Below are 20,939 nucleotides of genomic sequence, written 5' to 3'. Positions count from 1 at the left end.
GGTCTGGGGGCGATGGTCCAGGTTTTTATAAGTCTGGCTTATTAAAATCGACTGCGAAGGTTAGCTCGGTTCGATCGGAGAAGGCGGCATGAAGTCACTCGGCGTCGGCCTGATCGGGACCGGCTATATGGGCAAGTGCCATGCGCTCGCCTGGAACGCAGTGGCGCCGACCTTTGGCGACGTGGCGCGGCCGCACCTCGTCCATCTTGCTGAAATCACGGATGATTTGGCTGCGCGCAAGGCGGCGGAGTTCGGCTTCGCCAGGGCGAGCGGCGACTGGCGCGCGCTGATCGCCGACCCCGAGGTCGACATCGTCTCGATCACCACGCCGAACGCCTTCCATGCCGAAATGGCAATCGCGGCGCTGGAAGCAGGCAAGCATGTCTGGTGCGAGAAGCCGATGGCGACAGCACTCGGCGATGCCGAGGCCATGGCGGAAGCGGCGCGCCGATCCGCGCAGGTGACGGCGCTCGGCTACAACTACATCCAGAATCCGGCGCTCAACCATATGAAATCGCTGGTGGATTCCGGTTCGATCGGCACGGTCAACCAGATCCGCATCGAGATGGACGAAGACTTCATGGCCGATGCGGCGGCGCCGTTCGGCTGGAAAAGCGCCGCCGGGTCCGGTCATGGCGCGCTCGATGATTTCGGCGTTCATCCGCTCTCGCTGCTGACCGTCTTCTTCGGCCGCGTCGCCCGTGTCGTCACCGACATGGCGAAGCCCTATCCGACGCGGCGCGTGGAGGATGGAACAGCGCGTCCCGTCGAGACGGCGGATATCGCCAACATCCTGTTTCGATTGGAGAATGGCGTCGGCGGCACGATCCAGCTCAGCCGGTCCGCCTGGGGCCGAAAGGGCCGCATCGCGCTGCAGGTGTTTGGGTCAGAGGGCACGATCCTGTTCGACCAGGAGCGGATGAACGAGCTCCAGATCTATGAGGCGCGGGGAGCTCCCGCATCGCAGGGCTTCCGGACCATTCTCATGGGGCCGTCGCATCCGCCCTATGGCCGCTTCGTCGTCGCGCCCGGCCATGGCCTCGGCTTCAACGATCTCAAGGTGATCGAGGCGCGCGCGATCCTGCGCGCCATCGCCGGGGAGCCGGCGCATCTCATCGATTTCGAGACCGGCCTTTCGATCGAGCGAACCGTCGACGCCATGGCGCGCTCGTTCGCGTCGGGCGGGTGGGTCGATGTAAACCATTCATAATATTCGATCTTTCCGGGAGGGAAACATGACCGTCAGACTGGGCCTGCTCGGCGCCGGGCGCATCGGCAAGGTGCATGCGGAGGCAATCGCCGCAAACCCCCGCGCGCGGCTCATCGCCGTCGCCGACGCCTTCCCCGACGCGGCCGCCGCTCTGGCGGCGAGCGCCGGCGCGGAGGTGCGCAGCGTCGATGCGATCATGGACGCGTCCGATATCGACGCGGTCCTGATCACCACGCCGACCGATCTGCACGCCGCCATGATCGAGCGGGCGGCAAGGGCTGACAAGGCGATCTTCTGCGAGAAGCCGATCGATCTCGACGTCGCGCGCGTCCGCTCCTGCCTCGCCGTGGTCGCCGAAACCGGCGCCAAGCTGATGGTCGGCTTCAATCGCCGTTTCGATCCGAACTTCGCCGAGGTGCGCCGGCAGATCGATGCGGGTGCGATCGGCTCGGTCGAGATGGTCTCGATCACGTCCCGCGATCCGGGCGCCCCGCCGGCCGACTATATCAAGCGGTCCGGCGGCATCTTCCGCGACATGACCATCCATGATTTCGACATCGCCCGCTTCCTGCTCGGTGAGGAGCCCGTCACCGTCTATGCCAGCGCCTCGGTCCTGGTCGATCCGGAGATCGGCGCGCTCGGGGATTATGACAGCGCCTCGATCGTGCTGACGACAAGATCGGGGCGGATCGCGCAGATCTCGAACTCGCGCCGCGCCAGCTATGGCTATGACCAGCGCATCGAGGCGCATGGCTCGAAGGGTCTGGTCAGCGCCGAGAATGTCCGCGCGACCAATGTCGAGGTGGCCGGCGCCGATGGCTATCGGCGGGAGCCGCTGCTCAACTTCTTCATGACGCGCTACACCGAGGCCTATCGCGCGGAAATCCAGGCCTTTGTCGCCGCGGTAGAGCAGGGCGGTCCGATCTCGCCGTCGGGCGAAGACGGCCTCAAGGCGCTGCTGCTTGCCGATGCGGCGCTGACCTCGGCGCGGGAGAAGCGCGTCGTCGACGTGGCGCTGTGATCCACTTGCGGCTTCACGGGGCTGTCACTCCACGCCAATAGGGTCCGCCCGCTCCAATCAGGGAAGGGCGGCATGACCGACGAAACCTCTCAGCCCGACATAGACGGCGTCGCGATTCATGCGCACGATCATGTCGTGCGCCTCAAATGGCACCGCATGAAGCGGCGCGCCGGCGATATCCCGTTCACGCCTGCGATCCTCGCCGAGGCGCTTGCCCTTGGGGCCTCGGCCGAGATCGACCTGCAATTGCACGGGGAGGGCGGATTCGTCGTGCTGCATGACGAGACGCTCGACCGCGAGACGACCGGTCACGGCCCTGTCCGCGAGGCGCGCGTCGAGACGATCCGCACGCTGCGCATGCGCGCTCCCGATGGAGCGGCGACGGATCAGGCGCTGATGCTGCTGGAAGATCTGGCGGAGGGCGCCGCCAGCGCGGCCGAGCCGGGTGCGCTCATCCAGCTCGACCTCAAGGTCGGCGCCGATGCGATCGACGCGGCGATTGCCGCGCGGTTCGGGGCGGTCGTTGCGCCGGTTGCCGGCCGCTTCGTGCTGTCCGGCGGGGATTTCGAGGCGGTCAGCCGGCTCGCCGCCGCGACGCCGGGGCTCGCGACCGGTTATGATCCTTGCCATGGCGGGGTGATCGAGCGGCTCGTCGAGCGCTCCGCCTTCGACGCCTTTGTCGCTGAGGCGCTCGCCCGCGCGCCGCAGGCCACGACCATCTATCTCGAATATCCGCTGATCCTGAAGGCGGCGACGCTCGGCTTCAACATCGTGCACGCCTTCCAGGACGCCGGCCGGCTGATCGATGCCTATACGCTCAACACGCGCGAGCCCTATGCCGGCGGCACGCTGCGCACGCTCGTCGCCCTCGGCGTCGACCAGATCACGACCGACGAGCCGATCGCGCTCGCCGCGCTCTATGCGAGGAGCGAGACGAGCCAGGGGTGAAGCGACGGATTGCCGGCGAGCACGGCGCCGCGCGCGTCGACCGGCGCGCCGGAAAAGCCGGTGACGAGGCCGCCGGCCTCCGTCACGATCAGGGCAGCCGCGGCATAGTCGTGCGGCGACAGGCCGTCCTCGAAGAAGGCATCATGCCGGCCCGCGGCGACATAACAAAGGCTCAGCGCCGCCGAACCCAGCCGCCGCACGCCCGTCGCTGTGTCCATCACCGAGCGGAGTGCGGTGTGATAGGTCTCGACCGGAATGCTGCGGAGCTGGCCGGGAACCGGCAGGCTGGCGCCGATCAGCGCCTCGTCTGGCGCGACATGCCGGATTGTGGCGAGGCGCGTGCCGTTCAGAAAGGCGCCTTTGCCCGTCTCGGCGACGAAGGCCTCGCCGAGCGAGGGATCGAGCACGACGCCGGCGACGGTTTCGCCGCCGCGGCGCAGCGCGATGCAGATGCCGAAGAAGGGCATGCCGAAGGCGAAATTCGTCGTGCCGTCGATCGGATCGACCAGGAATTCGCCTTCCGAACCATCGATCGCCGTTCCCTCCTCGCCGCGGATTGCATGGCCGGGAAAGTCGGCCTGAAGCCGCGCCGTGATCGCGCGTTCCGAGGCGATGTCGGCTGCCGTCTGCAGGTCGCGCGCGCCTTTCAGCGTGATATTGGCGCGCTCAAAGCGCTGCCGCAGCGGGCCGATCGCCTCAGCACCGGCGATCGCGGCCGCGAGCATCGCGCGGGTGACGGGGCTCGGCGCGATGGCGTCGATGGCGAGAAGATCGGTCAGTCGCTGCTGCATGGCGGGCCTCCGGCTGGCGTCCGCCCGCAATAGACCCAAGCGATGACAGTTCGGCTACGGCCGCCGATCGCGACATTTGGTCGTTGCCTGCGCGGCTTCGGCGTGTCGATATCGATCCGACACACGCGCGGGGGAGAAGACGATGGCGGGACGGCTTGAAGGCAAGGTGGCGCTGATTTCGGGCGGGGCAACCGGCATGGGCGGGGCGACGTCGCGCCTCTTTGCCCAGGAGGGCGCCCGCGTCGCGATCGTCGATCGCAATGCCGAAGCGGCGGAGGCGATCGTCGGCGAGATCGTCGCCGCCGGCGGCACGGCGATCCATGTGCCGGCGGATGTCTCCTTCGCCAGCGACGTCGCGGATGCCGTCGAGCGGGTCATCGCGCAGTTCGGGCGGATCGACGTGCTGTTCAATCATGCCGGCTCGATCGTCATCAAGCCGTTCCTCGAGACCACGGAGGAGGAATGGGACCGCCTGACGGCCATCAATGTGAAGAGCATGTTCCTGATGACCAAGGCGGTCTTGCCGCACATGATCGCGGGCGGCGGCGGGTCGATCGTCTGCACCTCCTCGATCTCGGCGGTGGCGGCGACGCCGATGGAGGTGCTCTATGACACGACCAAGGGCGCCTGCCACATGTTCGCGCGGGCGATCGCGGTCGAGTTCCGCGACCGCAACATCCGCTGCAACGCCGTCTGTCCCGGCTTCGTGCGCACGCCGCACGGCAATCGCGAGGTCAGCGAATTGATGCGCTACGGCGTCGACGTCTCGGATGCGGCGCTGGCCGCGCAACAGGGCCGCATCTGCGAGCCGGAGGAGGTCGCCCGCGCCGTTCTCTTCCTGGCGAGCGACGAGGCGAGCTTCGTCAACGGCACCCACCTCTTCGTCGACAATGGCTTCACCGCCGCCTGAAGCCGGTCCTCTGAGAGGGCGGCTGCAGGGCCGGCGCCGCTTCGCCCTCCGAGATGTCCTCGAGGATCGGGCAGTCGGGCCGGTGGTCGCCATGGCAATGGCTGGCGAGGTGGCGCAGCGTGTTCGCCATGCCCTGCAATTCGCGGATGCGCCGCTCGATGTCGGCGACATGATCTTCCGCGATCCGCTTTACCTCCGCGCTCGCCCGGTTCTTGTCCCGCCAGAGCGCGAGGAGCGCCGCCATTTCCTCGACGGAGAAGCCGAGGTCGCGCGCGCGGCGGATGAAGCGCAGCGTCGCGATCGCGTCTTCGTCATAGATCCGGTAGCCGGCTTCCGTCCGTCCGGCCGGCGGGATCAGGTCGATCTGCTCGTAGTAGCGGATCATCTTGGCGGAGACGCCAGAGGCGCTCGCCGCTTCGCCGATATTCATGCGGTTGCTCCCTGTCCTGCGGGGTGAAAGCGGCGGAGGCGCAGCGCATTGCCGACGACGAAGACGCTGGAGAGCGCCATGGCGCCCGCGCCGAGCATCGGCGAAAGCAGCAGGCCGAAGGCCGGATAGAGGGCGCCGGCCGCGACCGGGATCAGGATGATGTTGTAGAAGAACGCCCAGAACAGGTTCTGCGCGATGTTGCGCATCGTCGCGTCCGAGAGCTCGATCGCCTTGGCGACGCCCTGAAGATCGCCCGACATCAGCACGACATCCGCGCTTTCGATCGCCACGTCCGTGCCCGTCCCGATGGCGATGCCGACATCGGCTGCCGCGAGCGCGGGTGCGTCGTTGATGCCGTCACCGACGAAGGCGACCTTGCCGCCGGCCTTCAGCTTCTCGACCGCCGCCACCTTGCCGTCGGGCAGGACCTCGGCCACGACCTCGTCGACGCCGATCTGCCGAGCGATCGCCTCGGCCGTCGTCCGGTTGTCGCCGGTGATCATGACGATGCGCCGGCCGGCACCCCGGAGCGCCGCGAGCGCCGCGGGCGTCGTCGGCTTGATCGGGTCGGCGACGGCGAGGATGGCCGCGAGACGGCCATCGATGGCGGCGAAGAGCGGTGACTTGCCTTCGCTCGCGAGGCGGGCGGCGCTCGCCGCGAGCGCGCTGGTGTCGATGCCGAGCGTTGTCATGTAACGATCGGCGCCGATCGCGACCGTGCGCCCGTCGACGGTCGCCGAGACCCCAAATCCGGCTACCGCCTGGAAGTCAGCGGGTGCGGCAAGCTGAATGCCGTCCGCTTCCGCCGCCGCGACGATCGCCTTGGCCGACGGGTGCTCCGAGCGCTGCTCGGCGCTGGCAACGAGGCGCAGCACGCCGGCGCGGTCGAAGTCGTCGGCCGGTTCGAGATCGGTCAACGCCGGACGTCCCGCCGTCAGCGTGCCGGTCTTGTCGAGCGCCACGACATGCGCCTCGCGCAGAGCCTGCAGCGCGTCACCCTTGCGGAAGAACAGGCCGAGCTCGGCCGCGCGGCCCGTCGCCACCATGATCGAGACCGGCGTCGCGAGGCCCATGGCGCAGGGGCAGGCGATGATCAGCACCGCGACCGCATTGACGAGCGCGAGCGGCAGGGCCGGAGCGGGGCCGAAGACGAGCCAGGCGACGAAGGTGGCGAGCGCCGCGAGCATTACGGCCGGCACGAACCAGCCGGTGACGCGGTCGACCAGAGCCTGGATCGGGAGCTTCGCGCCCTGTGCGGCCTGGACCATGCGCACGATTTCGGCGAGCAGCGTATCCGCGCCAACCTTATCAGCGCGGAACACCAGGCTCCCGGTGCCGTTGATCGTGCCGCCGACGACCTCGTCGCCGCCCTTCTTGGCGACGGGGGCGGGCTCGCCCGAGATCATGGATTCATCTACGAAAGACGCGCCTTCGACGACCGTCCCGTCGACGGGAATGCGCTCGCCTGGCCGGACGATGATGCGGTCGCCAACCTGAACCGCGTCGATCGGGATGTCGGCCTCGGCGCCATGGCGCTCGACCCGCGCGGTCTTCGGCGCGAGGTTGATCAACTTGCTGATCGCCGCGCCGGTACGGCCCTTGGCGCGCGCCTCCAGAAGCCGTCCGAGCAGGATCAGCGTGACGATCACCGCCGCCGCCTCGAAATACAGGCTCGCCGTGCCCTCGGGCAGGACGCCGGGGAAGAAGGTCGCCACCGTTGAATACAGCCAGGCGGCGCCGGATCCGAGCGCGACGAGCGCGTTCATCTCGGGCGCGCCATGCAGCAGCGCAGGAATGCCGGAGACGAAGAAGCGCCGTCCGGGCCAGGCGAGAATGATGGTCGCGAGGATGAACTGGAGATAGCCGTTCCACGGCCCGAGCGTCATCATCGTCCAGTGGTGGAAGGCCGGGACGAGATGCCCGCCCATCTCGACGATGAAGATCGGGGCCGTGAGCACCGCCGCGATGATCGTGTCGCGAAGCAAAAGCTTCGCATCCTCGTCATGCATGTGCGCATGGTCGTGCATCGGCTGGCTGTGGTCGATCACATGGGCGTCGTAGCCGATCGCGCGCACCGCAGCCTGGAGCGCTTCGGTCGATGCGGGCGCGCCTTCGATGCGGGCGCGCTCCGTGGCCAGATTGACGCTGGCGCTCTCGACGCCGGGCACCTTCTTCAGCGCCTTCTCGACCCGGCTGACGCAGGAGGCGCAGCTCATGCCCTCGATCGAAAGGTCGATCGGCTCGGCTTTGGTGAGCTGTTCGGGATGGGCATGACGGGACATGGACGCGCCTCCTTGTTCGGGAACGCACCCTAGATAGAGCTTCCCATCATGGGAAGGTCAAGGGCGGGATCGGAGGTTTCATCCTCTTGACCTTTCCATCGTTGGAAGGGCCATCTTCTGGTCGATCCAATCGAAGGAGATCTTCATGCTCGTTCTCAACGTACCCGACATGTCCTGCGGCCATTGCGTCGCGACGATCGAGAGGGCCGTTCATGCGGTCGATCCCAAGGCGACGGTCGCTGCCGATCTCGGTGCCAAATCGGTGCGGGTCGAAAGCTCGGCCGGGGCCGAGGCAATCCGCCAGGCGCTCGATGCTGTGGGCTATGAGTCCGCGCTCGCCTGAGCACGCCGGAGCCCGTCCAGGCTGAAGGCGCCCGGTCCCGCGGCGGCGAGATACAGGAACACGAAGCAGAACAGGATCGGCGCGTCGCCCTGATTGCGGATCGGGAAGAAATCGATCGGCAGGTGCTCCATGAAATAGGCGACCGCCATCTCGCCGGAGAGGATGAACGCCGCGGGCCGGGTGAAAAGGCCGAGCAGGAGCAGCACGCCGCCGACGATCTCGATGACGCCGGCGGTCCAGAACAGGGTGAAGGGCGGCAGGTTGCTGAGGCCGTCGACATAGGGCCAGCCCCAGAGCTTCGACGTGCCGTGCTCGATGAAGAGCAACGCCGCGACGATCCGGAGCGCTGCGAGGCAATGCGGCTGCCAGCGTTCGAGGAAGGTCATCATCGTCCATCCTCCGTCCAAGCTCTTGCGAGAGCCCCCGGAGCATAGCGCACCAGCGCCTTGCTGCGCGTCACGATCGGGCGATCAGGACTGCGCAGGATCGGGAGAGGTGATGCGCCGCGGGCGGGACAGGGGCTCGGCTGCCGTTTCGTTGGCCGAGGCGAGAAACCGGAAAAATCGCCCCGTTCCCCTTGCCGCCACGTCCGGTTGACGCGCGGTGCATCGAAGAGCCAATGCGCGGAGGCGGTGCTTGTTCCCTGGTCTCAGTGCGCGATCGTGCGTCGGGCCGAGGAACGATTGCGGGTGTCGCGACTTGAACCTTCGACACCACTCCCGGTGCAGGAGGATATCATGGTCATCGATCAGATTCTGAATGCCGTCGTCCCCGGCCGCGCCGCGCGTCAGGCGCGCCAGCGCGACGACACCAAGCTGGACGGCGAGCTCAATGATTCGTTCCCGACATCCGATCCGCTGAGCGTCGTGCAACCGGGATCGGGCATCACCGGCGCAGAGGTCAAGCCGTCGGAGCTGTCGCCCTCGCAAAAGGCGAAGGCCGGCACCACCAAGGCAAACTGATCACCGACAAGCCGGCGCCTCGCGGCGCCGGCTTTTCCTGTTTCAAGCCATTGCGAAGATCGGCTTCAGGGCCTCGTACGAGGCCCGATAGCGCCGATAGCCCGCATCATAGACCTGCCGATTGGCCTCGTTCGGAATGACGAGATCGCCGAGACGGGCGAGGGCGCTGACGCCCGACCAATCGTCGCTGAGCCCGCTGCCAATCGCGGCGACCCAGGCCGCCCCCACGGACGAGCCGTGCGGGTTGTCGAGCAGCTGCAGCGGCATGCCGACGACATCCGCCACGATCTGCATCCAGACCCGGCTGCGTGTGCCGCCATCCGAAGCGAACAGGCGCTCGGGCGTGTGGCCCATGTCGAGCAGCACGTCGAGATGATGCCGGAAGCCATAGGCGATCGCCTCGAGCAGCGACCGCCACAGATGGCCGCGGCCATGCGTCAGCGTCAGCCCGATGAACGTGCCGCGGGCGAGCGGATCGTGGATCGGGGTCTTCTCGCCGAGGAAATAGGGCAGGCAGATCAGCCCGTCGCTCCCCGGCGGCACCTCGGCGGCCAGCATGTCCAGCGCGACATGCGGGCGCTCGACGCTCTGCGTCTCGCCAATCAGGGCGGCAAGCCAGTTGAGCGCCGAGCCCGATGCCGCCATGCAGCCATTCGGAGCATAGACGCCGGGCACGAGGTGGTAGTCGAGATAGAGGCGCGGATCTGGCGCGGCATGATCCGCTGCGACGACGATGTCGCCGGCGCCACCGAACTTCAGCAGGATATCGCCGGGACGCGCTATGCCCGCGGCGAGCGCCGAGGCGATATGGTCGGCGGCCCCGCCATAGATCGGAAGCCCTTCCGGCAGGCCCGTCGCTGCGGCGGACTCGGCGGAGACGGTGCCCATCTGTTCATGCGTCACAGTCCGGTCCGGAACGGCGGATGCCGGGATGCCGCCGAGTGCGACGAGGTCCGGCGCGATCCGGTCGGTGGCGACATCCGTGAACCCGGCTTCGAGCGCCCAGTTCTGCTCCACCGCGCGTCGGCCGGTCAGGCGGTAGTTGATATAGTCATAGGAGCCGAACACGGTCGCGATCCGGGCGAAGATTGCCGGTTCGTGCTTCGCCAGCCAGCGCAGCTTGGTCGCGACAAGCTGCTGGTTCACGCCATTGCCGGTGCGCTTCAGGAACGCCGCCTCGTCGAGCTCCGCCTTGAGCGCGTCGACCTCGTCGGAAACGCGGCCGTCGCTCTGCTGGATGCTCGGCCGCAGGACGGCGCCGCTTTCATCCAGCAGCACCACGGCCGGCAGCATGCCGGTCACGCAGAGCCCGGCGAGCGAATCCGTGCCGCCGGGGAGCGTCGCCGTGATCTCGCGCAGGATCGCGACGCTGTTCGCCCACCATTCCTCCGGGTCCTCCTCGGCCCAACCGGGGCGCGGGGAGGAGAGCGTGACCGGACGCGAGGCGACATGCAGGATGTCGCCCGGCATGCGCACGGCGATGCCGATCGTCGAGGTGGTGCCGATGTCGAGGCCGATGACGGTGTCGCGCGCGGTCATGGCGTTTTCACGCGATGCTCGCGACGACATCCATGAAGCGCTTCACCCGGTCCCCGTCGATGGGGTTCCAGGTGTTGCCGTCGACCTTGAACGAGGTCCCGACGATGGCGCCGTCGGCGATTGACAGCACGTCGCGGACATTTTCCAGCCGCACGCCGGTATTGGCGAAGACCGGCACCGTGTCGATCACCTCGCGCACCGCCTTCAAATCCGAGGTGGCGGCCGGCTGGCCGGTGATCGGGCCCGAGACCAGGATTGCGTCCGCCAGCGAGGAGAAGACGGCGCTCTTGGCGCGGAGCGCGATCGGGCGCTGATCGAGCGAGTGGGCGAATTCGGCGTTGATGTTGAACAGCAGCTTGAGGTCCGGCCGGCCGAGGTCACGGCGCAGGCGCAGCGCCTCGGCCGCATTCGGCTGCCACAGGCCCATGTCGGAGGCGAAGAGGCCGGTGAAGATCTCGCGGGCGAAGGAGGCGCCGGTCGCGCAGGCGATGGCGACCGAGCCGGTCGGATCCCAGAGATAATTGACGCCGAAGGGGATCTTCAGCATCGGCTTCAGCGCGGTGACGACCGCGGTCATCGCCGCCAGTGTCGCGGGGCTCGCCTTGAACACATAGGGGCGATCATTCTCGTTGCCGAACATCACGGCATGAACGCCGCCGGCCTGCAGCTTCTCGATGTCGCTTGCGGCATCGGCGATCAGCTTCTCCATGCCGCCATCGGCGTCATAAAGCGGCGTGCCGGGAAGGGCGCCGATATGAACCATGCCGACCACGACCTTGCGGCGATCGCCGAAGAAATCGAAAACCATACGCTTCATCTCCATTGCGGGACCGCGCCGTCCGGCGACCCCGATTGACTAGCCGGTCCGGCGCTCCGCAGCGACGCCGGCGACAATGACCTCGACACGCGCCGTTTGCAGCGCCTGGGCGAGGTGCGGCGGCGGGGGCGCGTCGGTTATGAGGATCTGGGCGCCGGCGAGGTCGCAGACCCGCGCCAGAGACCGATGATCGAATTTCGAGGAATCGCACAGGATCACGGTCTGTCCTGCGCGTTCGATGAAGGCGCGCTTCACCTCGGTATCCTCGATCGAATAATCGAAGAAGCCGGCCTCGATCAGGCCCGACACGCCGATGAAGACGCGATCGAGATTGTAGTTCGCGAGTTCGCCGACGGCGCGCGAACCGACCACCGACTGCTCGGGATTGCGCACCTCGCCGCCGAGCACATAGACGGGGCTCTTCGAGGCGGACAGGACCATCGCGGCGCGCAGCGAATTGGTGAAGACGCGGAGGTCGCCGCGCTCGACGATCGATTCGGCCAGCGAGAGCGTCGATGTGCCGACATCGAGTCCGATCGTCTCGCTCGGACCGATCAGCAGCGCCGCGGCGGTGGCGATGGCCGCCTTCTCGCGGGCATTGCGATGGCGCCGGCGCTTGAAGGCGGGCTCTTCGAGGTCGAACACCTCGCGCGGGCTGGTCGCCGCCGAGACGGCGCCGCCATGGGTGCGCGCCAGCAGGCCGCGCTCCTCCAGCGCCACGAGGTCGCGACGGATCGTCATCTCCGATACGTTGAGATTGGCAGCGATCTGGGAGACGGAGACGAAACCGTCCATCTCCACGACGTCGAGAATCAAGGATTGGCGCGCTCCGGCCGGCATGCGGCCAAAACCGATCGTCGCGTCATAACTTGGAAGGTCGTCAGCCATGGTCTCAGCCTCCGACGTTCATACTGCAACAGGTTCGCACATAACCGCACATTATCTGGAAGGACGGCGTTGTAAAGTGTTCGGATTTCGGTTTTGTTGGGCGCCATCCAACGTGGCCGCGACGGGAGCATGCAAATGGCTGAAATTTTCGATCTCACGGGGCGCAAGGCGCTGGTGACGGGTGGTGCCAAGGGTATCGGCGCGGCAATCGTGCGCGCGCTCGACCGGGCCGGAGCCACGGTGGCGATCGCCGACCTCGACGTCATGGGCGCCCAGAACGTCATCGCCGAGCTGCAGAATGGCGGCTTCGCGGTCGAGATCGACGTGACGAAGCGGGAATCGGTCCAGCACGCCTTCGACCAGGCGGTGGAAGGCCTCGGCGGGCTCGACATCCTCTGCGCCAATGCCGGCGTCTCGACCATGCGCCCGGCCGTCGACATCACCGACGAGGAGTGGGACTTCAATTTCGACGTCAATACGCGCGGCGTCTTCCTCTCCAACCAGATCGCGACGCGCTATTTCCTCGCCCACAACCCCAAGGGCGTGATCGTCAACACGGCCTCGCTCGCGGCCAAGGTCGGCGCGCCGCTTCTGGCGCATTATTCCGCCTCGAAGTTCGCCGTCTTCGGCTGGACGCAGGCGCTCGCCCGCGAGCTGGCGCCGAAAGGCATCCGCGTCAACTGCGTCTGCCCGGGTTTCGTGAAGACCTCGATGCAGGAGCGCGAGATCATCTGGGAAGCCGAGCTGCGCGGCATGACGCCGGAGGCCGTTCGCGCCGAATATGTGACGCTCACGCCGCTCGGCCGCATCGAGGAGCCCGAGGATGTCGCCGATGTCGTCGTGTTCCTCGCGTCCGACGCCTCGCGCTTCATGACCGGCCAGGGCATCAACATCACCGGCGGCGTCCGGATGGACTGAGGCCGCGCGGCCGAATCGCGGCGATGGCCGCATCGGCTCTCCCCGGCGGGGTCTGCCACGGCTAGAGTGGTGCGAAAGGGATGCGCCGTCCTGCGTCGCACCACCAATCCGGGGAGGAAGTTCATGTCGCGCGTCGTGGTCATCGGGGGAAGCGGTCACGTCGGCACCTATCTGGTGCCGCGGCTGGTCGAGGCGGGGTTTGAAGTTACGAACATCAGCCGCGGCCAGCGCCAGCCCTATACGCCGCACGCGGCCTGGGCCTCGGTCAAAAGCGTCGCGATCGATCGCGACGCGGCGGAGAAGGATGGTTCGTTCGGGCGCCAGATCCTGTCGATGCGGCCGGACATCGTCGTCGACATGACCTGCTTCACGGTCGAGAGTGCGCGCCTTCTCGCCGAGCCCCTGGTCGGCCAGGTGCAGCACTTCCTGCACACCGGCACGATCTGGGTGCATGGGCCGAGCGCCGTCGTGCCGACCACCGAGATGCAGCCGCGGCATCCCTTCGGCGAATACGGAATCCAGAAGGCCGCGATCGAGGCCTATCTGCTGGATCTGGCGCGCCGGCGCGGTTTTCCGGCGACGCTCGTCCATCCGGGCCATATCGTCGGGCCGGGCTGGGAGCCGCTCAACCCGGCCGGCCATTTCGATCCCGCCGTCTTCTCGACGCTGGCGCGGGGGGAGGAGCTGGTGCTGCCCAATCTCGGGCTCGAGACGGTGCATCACGTTCATGCCGACGATGTCGCGCAGATGTTCATGCGCGCGATCGCGAGCCGCAGCACGGCCGTTGGCGAAGCCTTCCATACCGTCTCGCCCGCCGCCGTGACGCTGCGCGGCTACGCCGAGGCCGTTTCGGCCTGGTTCGGGCGCGAGCCGAAGCTCGTCTTCCGGCCCTGGCCGGAATGGAAGGCGACCCACAGCACGCGCGAGGCCGAGGCGACCTGGGACCACATCGCGCACAGCCCGAACTGCTCGATCGAGAAGGCGCGGCGCCTCCTCGGCTACGCGCCGCGCTATACCTCGCTCGAGGCTGTGTTCGAGGCGCTCGCCTGGCTGATCGAGAAGGGCGTGGTGACGCGCGGCTGATGCGTCAGGCGCGCTTCGTACGTAGTTCCATGAGGTAATAGAGGAAGGCGATGGCCGGCAGGATCGCGCCCGCGATGACCACGGCGCGCCAGCCGCCGGTCTCGTAGAGCGGGCTCGACATAGCCGATCCCGTTGCGCCGCCGAGGAAGAACATTGCGATATAGAGGCCGTTCAGGCGGTTCCGCGCTGCCGACGGCAGCAGGTAGATTTCGCGCTGGCCGATCACGGTGTTCATCTGCGCGACAAAGTCGAGCGCGATCGCCGCCAGGGCCATCAGGATGATGGAGCGGATATCGCGGCCGAACCCGGCCAGCAGGAAGGCCATCGATCCGCCGGCAAGGCAGAGCCCCGTGGCGATCCGCGAATGGCCGCGATCGGCGAGATGGCCGCCGATGGGCGCGGCAAGCGCGCCGGAGGCCCCCGCGAGGGCGAAGATGGCGATCTGAGTCTGGCTCAACCGGAAGTCGCCGCCGGCGAGTTCAAGCGGGACGGCGGTCCAGAACAGAGCGAAATCGGCAAAGAGCGCGAACTGATAGAAGCCGCGACGGCGCAGGGCCGGCGTCGACTTGAACAGCGTCCAGAGAGAGCGGATCAGTTCGCCATAGCTATGCTGCGCGGTGGGCTGGCGCCGCGGCAGATGCCGGGCGAGCAGGAGCGACAGCGCGATCATGAGAAGCGCGGACACACCGAATACGCCGCGCCATCCGACCAGATCGGCAATGAAGCCGGCAAGGGGGCGGGCCAGAAGGACGCCGACGGTGAGGCCGCTCATCACGTTGCCGACCGTACGGCCGCGCGTCTCCTCGTCGGCCATGCTGGCCGCCAGCGGCACCAGCATCTGCACGGCGCTCGACGTGAAGCCGAAGAACAAGGCCGCCGCGAGGAAGGGCAAGGCGCTCGGCGCGAACGCCGTGAGCACGAGAGCGCCGGAGGTGATGACGACCGATGTCAGGATCAGGCGTCGATTCTCGAAGATGTCGCCGATCGGGACGAGGAAGATCAGGCCGAGGCCGTAACCGATCTGGGTCAGCGTCACGACGAGGCTCGCCACCTTCGGCGGCATGCCGACATCGGGCGCGATCAGCGCGACGAGCGGTTGCGCATAGTAGAGATTGGCCGCGATCGCACCGCAGGCTACGGCGAAGAGGAGCGTCAGGGCGGGCGTCATCTTCGGCGCCGGAGCGACGGCCGCCGAGGGTTCCCGCGAAGTGGTGGGCATGAGAGCGAATCCCCGCACGCCGCAGGCGCGCGGCGCTGCCGAGACATGCCAGCTTTTTGTTCGGATGCCAATTGAACGCGGAGCCGGCTGTGACCGGCTCCGTGCGGATCAGAAATTGCCTGCGCCGCCGACGATCCGGCCGCGCTTGATGACCGTGCGGCGGGTTGGAACCGTGGCGACCGCCTCGGGCACCGACGCCATCGGCAGCAGGACGAGATCCGCCTGCTTGCCCGGCGCGATGCCGTAGCCATCGAGGCCGAGGACGCCAGCCGGGATCGCCGTCACCATCGCGAAGGCATGCGCGACGTCCTCGTCGGCGAGGAAGCCCTGACGATAGCCGATCAGCATCGCGCGCTGCAGCAGGTCGCCATTGCCATAGGGCGCCCAGGCGTCGCGGATATTGTCCGAGCCCGCAAACACCGTCACGCCCGCCGCAGCCAGCCGCATGACCGGTGGCATCGGGACCGGGCCCGGCCCGTTGGTCATGATCGCAACGTCGGCGCGCGCCAGCAGCTCGCTCGTGCGGCCGAACTCGAAATCGTCGATATCGCCGAGCGCGAAGGCATGGCTCACCGCGACCTTGCCCTGAAAGCCGTTCGCCAGCGTCCGCTCGGCGATCTGGCGCAGCTCGAAGGCGCCGAGCGTGCCGCCATCATGCAGGTGAATGTCGATGCCGGCGCCGTGCTTCACGGCGAGCGAGAACACGGTATCGAGATGGCCGGTCACGTCGCGATCGATGCCGGCCGGATCGAGACCGCCGACGAGATCCGCGCCCTCGGCCAGCGCCGCGTCGAGCAGGTCCGCCGTGCCGGGATCGGCCATGATGCCGCTCTGCGGGAAGGCGACGATCTGGATGTCGACCAGATGCGCGAACCGCGCTTTCAGCTTGAGCAATTGATGCAGGCCGGCGAGGCCGATTTCCGTGTCGATATCCACATGGCTGCGCAGGCTGCCCGTGCCGAAGGCTGCGATCTGCTCGATCAGCCGGGCGCCGCGCTCCTCGATCGACATCGGCACGGTCCGGCGCAGCTGCTTCTCCGCCGCGATGCGCGCGGCCACGGTATCGCCGGGGATATGCGGGATGAAGGGCAGGCCCAGCAGCGTCTTGTCGAGATGGATGTGCCCCTCGACGAAGGAGGGCGCCACGAGCCAGCCGGCAGCGTCGAGCCGCTGCTCGGCCGGGCCCGCCGTACCCGCTGCCGAGACGGCCGAGATGGTGGCGCCGCGGATGGCGATATCGACGAGATCACCCTCCGGCGTGCGAGCGCCGGAGATGACGAGATCGGAATGCATGCGACGTCTTCTTCCTATGCGATGAGGCCGACACGGCGCGCGGCGACGACCCGGTAGAGCCGATCGCCATAGATCTTCTGCTCCTCGCGGGCGGAGAAGGTCAGGCTGATGTCGTGCTCGTCGTCGGACTGGATGGCCTTCGCCTCGATTTCCGGCCATTCGGGCGCGTCCAGATTGCGCCACGCCTCGATGGTTTCCGCGTCGGGGATCGTCGGGAAACCGATCTTCGGCACCAGCGAGGCGATGATCTGCCAATAATAGCGGATCAGGCGCGGACGCTCGTCCTCCGGCAGGTGCGGCGTGACGAGGCGGACCCAATGGGTCCCGGTCACCGCGTGCAGCGAGGTGAAGTCCATCGCCGTGGCGAAGACGACCAGCGAGGTCGCGGCGAGGCGCTTCAGGCAGTCCGACTTGATGGCGAGCATGTCGACCACCGGCGCGAAGCCGGGCTCGGCGCCCGCCGCGCGAATCGTATGCCAGAGCAGGTCCGTCTCGGGTTCGAGATGGTGCATGCCTTCGATGGCGGCGGACTGGGCGAGAACGGCGGCCGGATCGTCGGTGATCGGCGCGGCGCCTGTCGCCTCGGGCATTCTGAGATAGGTCGTCGCCCAATAGCCGAGCGCGGTGCCGACCTCGTCCGGATCCATCCGCAGCACGCCATAGGCGAGCCGCATCAGCCCGTGCAGCGCGCTGGCGCCGATGCCGGGCAGGAGCGTGGGAAGATAGGCCGCGATCGCGTCGTTCACGCCGAGCCGGCGGACCTCGGCGACGAAGAAGTCGCGATAATCCGCCTCACGCGACCGGTCGCCGAGCGCTTCCGTCCAGCGCGCCCGCTCGATCGGCGCGACGCGCGGCGGAATGGGGACCAGCCCCTTCACGCGGCGATAATTCGCCAGATACTCGGCGACACGCGCGTCGGAGGCGCCGAGCCGCGATAGCGCGACGAGCACCATCGGGACGTGATTGGCGAGAAGATAGGGAAATTCGACGCTGTCGCGGCGGGCATCGGCAAGGATGTCGTCGAGCGCGTCGCGCGTGCTGAGGGCGAAGCTCATGGTTTCCTCCTATTGCCGTCCATTGTCCTCGGCGCGGAAATGTTCCTCATCATAGGCCATCAGATCGGCGTAGTACCGATCCGCGTCGGCGAGGAACAGCCCGCGAACGAGAGCCGCGACCATGCGGGGCACACCATATTTGAGCCCGGTGATGCCGTTGCAGATCGGGCCGAGGCTGGGCACGGCGCCATTGTTGAATACATGGATATTCGCCAGGAACGGCGCACGTCCCGGCTCGATTTCCAGGAACTCGAAATTCGGTCCGAGGAAGGGATAGCGGGCCAGCGACCTGTCCTCCTCGCCGGGTGGCGGTGAGAAGCGGTCCTGCCACAGGGCGATATCGTCGACGAAATCGGCGAGCTCGGGCCGCCGGGTCAGGTCGATGTCATAGCCCGTGCCGAGCAGGAGATGGTCGAAATGGAAATCGCCGCGCGGCGTATCGAGGCGGATGCGGCCCCCCTCGATCGAGGCGCGGGATGGCGGGCATCCGAGCTCCGTGCGGAATTGAGGGAAGGCGTGCGCGGCCTGATACATCTCCTGCGTCGGCGGCACCTTGAGATCGAACACGCGCCGCATGAAACGCCAGCGCCGCAGCGTGTCGAGATCGGCGAAATGGCCGAGAAAGCCGGGAAAATTCGTCCAGGCGAGGACCTCGGTCTTCGGGAACTTGGTCGAGCGGGCGAACAGCGTCACGGATTTGGCACCCGCGCGGAGCGAGGCGACGGCCCAGTCGAAGGCCGAGGCGGCGGCGCCGACAATGCCGATGTCGAGCCCGGCGAGGCGATCCGTCTCGATCGGCTCGCCGCTATGGGTCCAGCGCTCGCGCGGCAGGCCGGTGCGGACGAAATCCGGAACGGCGAGACCGCCGGCGCCTTCGATGCCCGTCGCGAGCACCAGCTTGCGGGTGAAGATCCGCTCGGATCCGGCCGGCGTCCTGACGTCGAGGGCGAGAATGTCGCCGAAGGGGACGATCGCCTCGAGTGTCGTGCGATTCCTGACATCGAGATCGGTCACGCGGCGGTACCAGCGCAGATAGTCCATCCAGTCGGCGCGATCGATCTTGCCGACCTCGTCCCAGGCCTGCGCCCCGTACTGCGCCTCGTACCAGGAGCGATAGGTGAGGCTGGGCACGCCGAGGTCGGGGCCCGTCAGGTGCTTGGGCGAGCGCAGCGTGTCCATCCGCGCGCAGGTGACCCACGGTCCCTCGCGCCCCTCTGCGCTCTTGTCGATGATCAGCACGTCGCCGACGCTCTGGCGCTTGAGGCCGAAAGCGATGGAGAGGCCCGACAGGCCGGCGCCCACGATCACGACGTTATGCAAGGTCGCGCCGTCCGGTCCGGACCGCTCGGGAAGCCAGGCGCGCGGGGTTGCTTCGATCCGCTCGAGGTCGTCAGCGATGCGTTTCTCGAGCTCGGCGAGGGCAGCAGTCATCAATGTCATCCTTGGCGACATGGCGTGGGGGCAGTCGAACGTCGGCCAGCAGGCCGGCGGCTGCTTTGACTTCGATCACTTCGCCGCGCGGTTCCGCGATCAAATCTGAGGCTTGATGCAGGATTGGGCACGGGCGAGTATGGGGCAGGTTGGGTCGGCTCGTCCATGCCGGCGTGAACGAGGCCGTGCTTGGGCGAAGCGAGATCGGTGGAAGAAGACGTGCCCGAACATAGTTTGATGACGGGATCGAACATTACGTGGCGTGACGCATCGAATGTGATCGCACTGTCGAGTTTCAGTTCAGGCGCGCGTTGCATGTTCGTTTTTGTGTGATAACTGAATAAATGTCGTTTCTTGAGCGCGATTTTGTTTGATGTATACTCCGTTTCCGCTCCCTTGTCACAACGGAAGAGAGTCATGACAAAGCTCAATTCGACAGCCCGGAGGCTCGGCGCCGCCCTGCTTCTCTCGACCGGCCTGGCCGGTGCCGCCTTCGCGGCCGACAAGCCGCTCGACGGCGTGACCCTCACCATTGCGTCGCAGAACGACCAGTTCGCGGCGGTGATCGCCAAGCTCGCACCGCAGTTCGAGGAAAAGACCGGCGCGACCGTCAAGGTCGACATTCTCGACTATGGCTCGCTGCTGACCAAGACGCAGGCGGACTTCGTCGGTCATACCAAGAGCTATGACATGGTGACGATGGACATCGTCTGGGCCGGCCAATATGCCGACAACGGCTATTCCGTCGACCTGACCGACTGGATCAAGCGCGATGCGGCCGAGCTGCAGATCGACGACATCTATCCGGCCGCGCTGAAATATATCGGCCAGTACGACGGCAAGCAGGTCGCGTTCCCGTTCGCCGGCTATGCGGCCGTGATGGCCTACCGCAAGGATCTTCTGGATGCGGCCGGCATCAAGGTGCCGGAGACCGCCGAGGACTTCGTCGAGGCGGCGATCAAGCTCACCGACCCGTCGAAGAAGATCTATGGCTTCGTCGCCAACGGCCAGAAGGGTGCGGCCGTCGCGCAGGACTGGCTGCAGTACAACGCCCAGCTCGGCGGTTCCGTGCTGAACGCCGAAGGCAAGCCGGTGCTGAACTCCGACGCCAATATCGCGAGCCTCAAGGTCTACAAGGAGCTGTTCGACAAGGCGGCACCGCCCGGCGCCGTCGATTATGACTGGGGCGGCCGCGAGGAGAGCTTCCGCCAGGGTCTCGTCGCCATGATGGAGACCTGGTCGGTCGGCGCGCCCGGCTATTATGACCCGTCCATGTCGAATATCGTCGATTCCGTCGCCATCACCTACACGCCGGTCGGCAAGGGATTGCCGCCCAAGTTCGGTTTCGGCGGTTGGGGTCTGGCGATCAACAACGACATCGACGAGAAGAAGAAGGAAGCGTCCTGGGAGTTCATCAAGTGGCTGGTCAGCCCGCCTGTCCACAAGGAGATGAACATGCTCGGCGCGGGTAGCTATATCCGCAAGTCGACGCTGGCCGATCCCGAGCTGAACGCCAAGTATCCGTTCCTGCCGATCATCGCCAAGTCGTTCGAGAACGCCGACGGCGACTATCGCCCGCGCATTCCGCAGTATCCGGAGATCCAGGACCTCCTCGGCACGGCCGTGAACGCCGTTCTCGTCGGCGGTGCCGATCCCAAGGCGGCGCTGGACGAGGCGCAGAAGCAGGCTGAGAAGCTCTTCTGAGCCATTCCAGCCGGCCCGCGCGGCCGCTAAGCATCGGCCCATCCCGTGCGCGGGGTGGGCCTCATCCGTCAGGCGTAGACGGCGACGTGTCGAGC

At 67.1% G+C, this 20,939-nt stretch carries 20 protein-coding genes; 9 read left to right on the top strand and 11 right to left on the bottom strand.

Annotated features, from left to right (window positions below; all coding sequences use genetic code 11):
* Positions 1 to 88 precede the first annotated feature (88 nt).
* The 3 genes from GGR25_RS20085 (at position 89) to GGR25_RS20075 (ending at position 3,179) form a co-directional block, all read left to right on the top strand.
* Positions 89 to 1,210 carry a Gfo/Idh/MocA family protein gene (locus GGR25_RS20085; protein WP_183400652.1) on the top strand — a complete coding sequence of 374 codons (1,122 nt, stop codon included), beginning with the start codon at positions 89 to 91 and terminating at the stop codon, positions 1,208 to 1,210.
* A 25-nt stretch (positions 1,211 to 1,235) separates the two neighbouring features.
* A complete protein-coding gene (gene iolG / locus GGR25_RS20080) occupies positions 1,236 to 2,231 on the top strand; it encodes an inositol 2-dehydrogenase (protein WP_183400651.1) in 996 nt (331 codons plus the stop codon).
* 72 nt (positions 2,232 to 2,303) lie between these two features.
* Positions 2,304 to 3,179 (top strand): glycerophosphodiester phosphodiesterase, encoded by an 876-nt coding sequence (locus GGR25_RS20075; RefSeq protein ID WP_183400650.1) that lies wholly within the window; start codon positions 2,304 to 2,306, stop codon positions 3,177 to 3,179.
* On the opposite strand, the gene GGR25_RS20070 is transcribed toward GGR25_RS20075, so the two are convergent.
* Positions 3,149 to 3,970 (bottom strand): inositol monophosphatase family protein, encoded by an 822-nt coding sequence (locus tag GGR25_RS20070; RefSeq protein WP_183400649.1) that lies wholly within the window; start codon positions 3,968 to 3,970, stop codon positions 3,149 to 3,151. The two genes, GGR25_RS20075 and GGR25_RS20070, sit on opposite strands and share 31 nt — an antisense overlap.
* Before the next feature lie 142 nt (positions 3,971 to 4,112).
* On the opposite strand from GGR25_RS20070, the gene GGR25_RS20065 reads away from it, so the two are divergent.
* A complete protein-coding gene (locus GGR25_RS20065; protein WP_183400648.1) occupies positions 4,113 to 4,880 on the top strand; it encodes an SDR family NAD(P)-dependent oxidoreductase in 768 nt (255 codons plus the stop codon).
* Here GGR25_RS20065 and cueR read toward each other — a convergent pair.
* Both cueR and GGR25_RS20055 read right to left on the bottom strand, forming a co-directional pair.
* Entirely contained in the window at positions 4,867 to 5,310 is a 444-nt protein-coding gene (gene cueR, locus GGR25_RS20060) for a Cu(I)-responsive transcriptional regulator (RefSeq protein ID WP_183400647.1), read from the bottom strand. The genes GGR25_RS20065 and cueR overlap by 14 nt on opposite strands.
* Positions 5,307 to 7,592, bottom strand: coding sequence for a heavy metal translocating P-type ATPase (locus GGR25_RS20055; protein WP_183400646.1), 2,286 nt, complete (start codon positions 7,590 to 7,592; stop codon positions 5,307 to 5,309). The genes cueR and GGR25_RS20055 overlap by 4 nt, the downstream gene beginning before the upstream one ends.
* Positions 7,593 to 7,737: 145 nt before the next feature.
* Here GGR25_RS20055 and GGR25_RS20050 point away from each other — a divergent pair, with 145 nt between their 5' ends.
* Entirely contained in the window at positions 7,738 to 7,935 is a 198-nt protein-coding gene (locus tag GGR25_RS20050) for a heavy-metal-associated domain-containing protein (protein WP_183400645.1), read from the top strand.
* Here the strand turns inward: GGR25_RS20050 and GGR25_RS20045 are convergent.
* Positions 7,914 to 8,324 (bottom strand): DoxX family protein, encoded by a 411-nt coding sequence (locus tag GGR25_RS20045; RefSeq protein WP_183400644.1) that lies wholly within the window; start codon positions 8,322 to 8,324, stop codon positions 7,914 to 7,916. The two genes, GGR25_RS20050 and GGR25_RS20045, sit on opposite strands and share 22 nt — an antisense overlap.
* Before the next feature lie 348 nt (positions 8,325 to 8,672).
* Here GGR25_RS20045 and GGR25_RS20040 point away from each other — a divergent pair, with 348 nt between their 5' ends.
* Positions 8,673 to 8,897, top strand: coding sequence for a hypothetical protein (locus GGR25_RS20040; RefSeq protein WP_183400643.1), 225 nt, complete (start codon positions 8,673 to 8,675; stop codon positions 8,895 to 8,897).
* A gap of 42 nt (positions 8,898 to 8,939) precedes the next feature.
* Here the strand turns inward: GGR25_RS20040 and GGR25_RS20035 are convergent, their stop codons facing one another.
* From GGR25_RS20035 to GGR25_RS20025, 3 genes are read right to left on the bottom strand one after another with little or no spacing between them, the layout of a single operon-like run.
* The gene (locus tag GGR25_RS20035) at positions 8,940 to 10,436 is read right to left on the bottom strand and encodes an FGGY-family carbohydrate kinase (RefSeq protein WP_183400642.1); all 1,497 of its coding nucleotides are present in this window, start codon (positions 10,434 to 10,436) and stop codon (positions 8,940 to 8,942) included.
* A gap of 7 nt (positions 10,437 to 10,443) precedes the next feature.
* Positions 10,444 to 11,244 (bottom strand): BtpA/SgcQ family protein, encoded by an 801-nt coding sequence (locus GGR25_RS20030; RefSeq protein ID WP_183400641.1) that lies wholly within the window; start codon positions 11,242 to 11,244, stop codon positions 10,444 to 10,446.
* Between the two features lie 48 nt (positions 11,245 to 11,292).
* Positions 11,293 to 12,141, bottom strand: a complete 849-nt coding sequence (locus tag GGR25_RS20025; protein WP_183400640.1) for a DeoR/GlpR family DNA-binding transcription regulator — start codon at positions 12,139 to 12,141, stop codon at positions 11,293 to 11,295.
* A gap of 129 nt (positions 12,142 to 12,270) precedes the next feature.
* Here GGR25_RS20025 and GGR25_RS20020 point away from each other — a divergent pair, with 129 nt between their 5' ends.
* The gene (locus tag GGR25_RS20020; protein WP_380146442.1) at positions 12,271 to 13,059 is read left to right on the top strand and encodes an SDR family NAD(P)-dependent oxidoreductase; all 789 of its coding nucleotides are present in this window, start codon (positions 12,271 to 12,273) and stop codon (positions 13,057 to 13,059) included.
* A 123-nt stretch (positions 13,060 to 13,182) separates the two neighbouring features.
* Positions 13,183 to 14,142: an NAD-dependent epimerase/dehydratase family protein gene (locus GGR25_RS20015; protein WP_183400638.1), complete on the top strand. Its 960-nt coding sequence runs from the start codon at positions 13,183 to 13,185 to the stop codon at positions 14,140 to 14,142.
* 4 nt (positions 14,143 to 14,146) lie between these two features.
* Here GGR25_RS20015 and GGR25_RS20010 read toward each other — a convergent pair whose 3' ends face one another.
* The 4 genes from GGR25_RS20010 to GGR25_RS19995 all read right to left on the bottom strand — a co-directional run bounded on the left by GGR25_RS20010 (position 14,147) and on the right by GGR25_RS19995 (position 19,140).
* A complete protein-coding gene (locus GGR25_RS20010; protein WP_246410072.1) occupies positions 14,147 to 15,361 on the bottom strand; it encodes an MFS transporter in 1,215 nt (404 codons plus the stop codon).
* A gap of 108 nt (positions 15,362 to 15,469) precedes the next feature.
* Positions 15,470 to 16,654, bottom strand: coding sequence for an amidohydrolase family protein (locus GGR25_RS20005; protein WP_183400637.1), 1,185 nt, complete (start codon positions 16,652 to 16,654; stop codon positions 15,470 to 15,472).
* Between the two features lie 14 nt (positions 16,655 to 16,668).
* On the bottom strand, positions 16,669 to 17,709 hold the full coding sequence (locus GGR25_RS20000; RefSeq protein ID WP_183400636.1) for a questin oxidase family protein: 1,041 nt from the start codon (positions 17,707 to 17,709) through the stop codon (positions 16,669 to 16,671).
* Positions 17,710 to 17,718: 9 nt separating this feature from the next.
* Positions 17,719 to 19,140 carry an NAD(P)-binding domain-containing protein gene (locus GGR25_RS19995; protein ID WP_246410070.1) on the bottom strand — a complete coding sequence of 474 codons (1,422 nt, stop codon included), beginning with the start codon at positions 19,138 to 19,140 and terminating at the stop codon, positions 17,719 to 17,721.
* A 417-nt stretch (positions 19,141 to 19,557) separates the two neighbouring features.
* Between GGR25_RS19995 and GGR25_RS19990 the strand changes: the two genes are divergently transcribed.
* A complete protein-coding gene (locus GGR25_RS19990) occupies positions 19,558 to 20,844 on the top strand; it encodes an ABC transporter substrate-binding protein (RefSeq protein ID WP_183400634.1) in 1,287 nt (428 codons plus the stop codon).
* The last annotated feature ends 95 nt before the right edge of the window (positions 20,845 to 20,939 follow it).

The sequence above is a fragment of the Kaistia hirudinis genome (assembly GCF_014196455.1).
GTDB classification, from domain to species: domain Bacteria; phylum Pseudomonadota; class Alphaproteobacteria; order Rhizobiales; family Kaistiaceae; genus Kaistia; species Kaistia hirudinis.
This window is presented reverse-complemented; position numbering and strand designations above follow the sequence as displayed.